Genomic DNA, 2,120 nt, shown 5'->3' with positions numbered 1-2,120 from the left:
GGCGATGGTATATTGAATAATGCCGATGAGGTTATCGATTACGAGATTGTGGTTACAAATGACGGTAACGTCACTTTAACCAATGTCACAGTAATTGATCCATTAACTGGAACGGATGTAAATGTGGGAGATCTTGCTCCGGGAGAGAGTGAAACGGTAACTGCAAGTTATGCGATTACCCAGGCTGATCTGGATAATAATGGTGGCGGCGATGGTGATATTGACAACACGGCGACTGCTGATTCTGATCAGACTGGTTCTGAAAGTGCGAGTGAAGAAGTTTCTCTTGTTCAAGATCCATCTATCAGTATTGACAAATCTGCTAGCCAACCTGACTATGATACCGTTGGTGAAGTAATCACTTACACCTTTAAAGTGACCAACACAGGGAATGTTACCCTGACCAATGTTACTGTTGATGATCAGCTTCCTGAATTGAGTGCGATCACTCCAGCTTCAGTTCTAAGCTTGGCTCCGGGTCAAAGTGTAGACTTTACAGCCACTTACGAAATCACGCAAGCTGATTTGGATAACGGAAGTGTTATCAATGAGGCTACTGCAAGCGGTTTCTTGGGACAGGTTGAGTATACGGATTCTGATGACGAAACAATCACGGCTATTCAGCGACCTGCGATTAGTCTTGAAAAATCAGCTGATCCTACTATCTACGATACGGTAGGAGAAGAGATTACCTATACTTTCACCGTGACCAATACAGGTAATGTTACCTTAAGTAATGTAACGGTTAATGATCCGCTTTCTGGATTAAGCGCAATCGTTCCAGCTTCTGTTGCCACATTGGCTCCTGGTGCAGAGGCAGTCTTTACAGCTACCTATGCGATTACTCAGGAAGACCTAGATAACGGAAGTGTATTCAATGAAGCTACAGCAAGTGGATACTTCGATGAAGTTGAATACACTGATACAGATACCGAAACAATAGAAGCAAATCAACTTCCTAGCATTGAATTGATCAAAAACGGAACCTATGAGGATACCAACAATGATCAATTGCAGAATGAAGGAGATAAAGTGATCTACACCTTCACGGTAACCAACACAGGTAATGTGACCTTGACGGGTGTGACGATTGACGATCCGAAAGTAGCAGTGGTAGGCGGACCGATTGGAAGCCTTGCTCCGAATGCTGTAGACAATTCTACCTTCACGGCAGAATACCTATTGACCCAGCAGGACATTGATGCAGGAAGCTTTACCAATACTGCGACTGTAAATGCAACTGCTCCGGATCAAACCATAGTAAGCGATGAAGATGACCATACTGAATTCTTTGTCCCTACTCCTGCGATCGGAATTAATAAGACTGCATCACCTACTGTGGTGAATGCTGCAGGTCAGCAGGTGACTTACACCTTGACAGTGACCAATGAGGGCAACGTAACCCTTGAGAATGTAACCATCACCGATCCGTTGACAGGCTTCAACGAGAATGTTGGAGCCCTGGCACCGGATGCAGTAGTGGTGAGACAGACTGTATACAACGTGACCCAGACGGATATTGACAACGGATCGATTGTGAACGTGGCTACGGCTACAGGAAACTTCGGTGAAGCTCAGGTATCCGATGAGGACGATGCTACAGTGACTGCTACCCAGCGACCAGCTATCCAGATTGTGAAGGAAGCAGATCCTACCACGGTGAATGCGGCGGGTCAGGAAGTGACTTATACCTTGACGGTGACCAACACCGGAAACGTGACTTTGCAGAATGTAACGATCACCGATCCGTTGACCGGATTCAACCAAAACGTTGGATCGGTAGCACCGGGTCAGGTAGTGGTAAGAGAGACTGCTTACGAAGTGACTCAGACGGATATTGACAACGGATCGATTGTGAACGTGGCTACGGCTACAGGAAACTTCGGAGATGCTCAGGTATCTGACGAGGATGATGCGACAGTGAGGGTTACCCAGGCACCGAGCATTCAGATCGTGAAGGAAGCAGATCCTACCACGGTGAATGCGGCGGGTCAGGAAGTGACGTATACCTTAACGGTGACCAATACCGGTAACACGACCTTGACTAATGTGACGATCACGGATCCGTTGACAAACTTCAACGAGAATGTTGGAACGTTGGCACCGGGTCAGGTAGTGGT

At 46.7% G+C, this 2,120-nt stretch carries 1 protein-coding gene; it reads left to right on the top strand.

Translation table 11 applies throughout. The features are described from left to right. Positions 1–2,120, top strand: a 2,120-nt coding sequence (locus E4S40_RS17030; protein ID WP_135077164.1) for a DUF7507 domain-containing protein, incomplete at both ends; no start/stop codon positions are given.

The organism is Algoriphagus kandeliae (assembly GCF_004571135.1).
GTDB classification, from domain to species: Bacteria; Bacteroidota; Bacteroidia; order Cytophagales; family Cyclobacteriaceae; genus Algoriphagus; species Algoriphagus kandeliae.
Note: the sequence above shows the minus strand (reverse complement) of the source record. Positions and strands in the feature narration are given on the sequence as shown.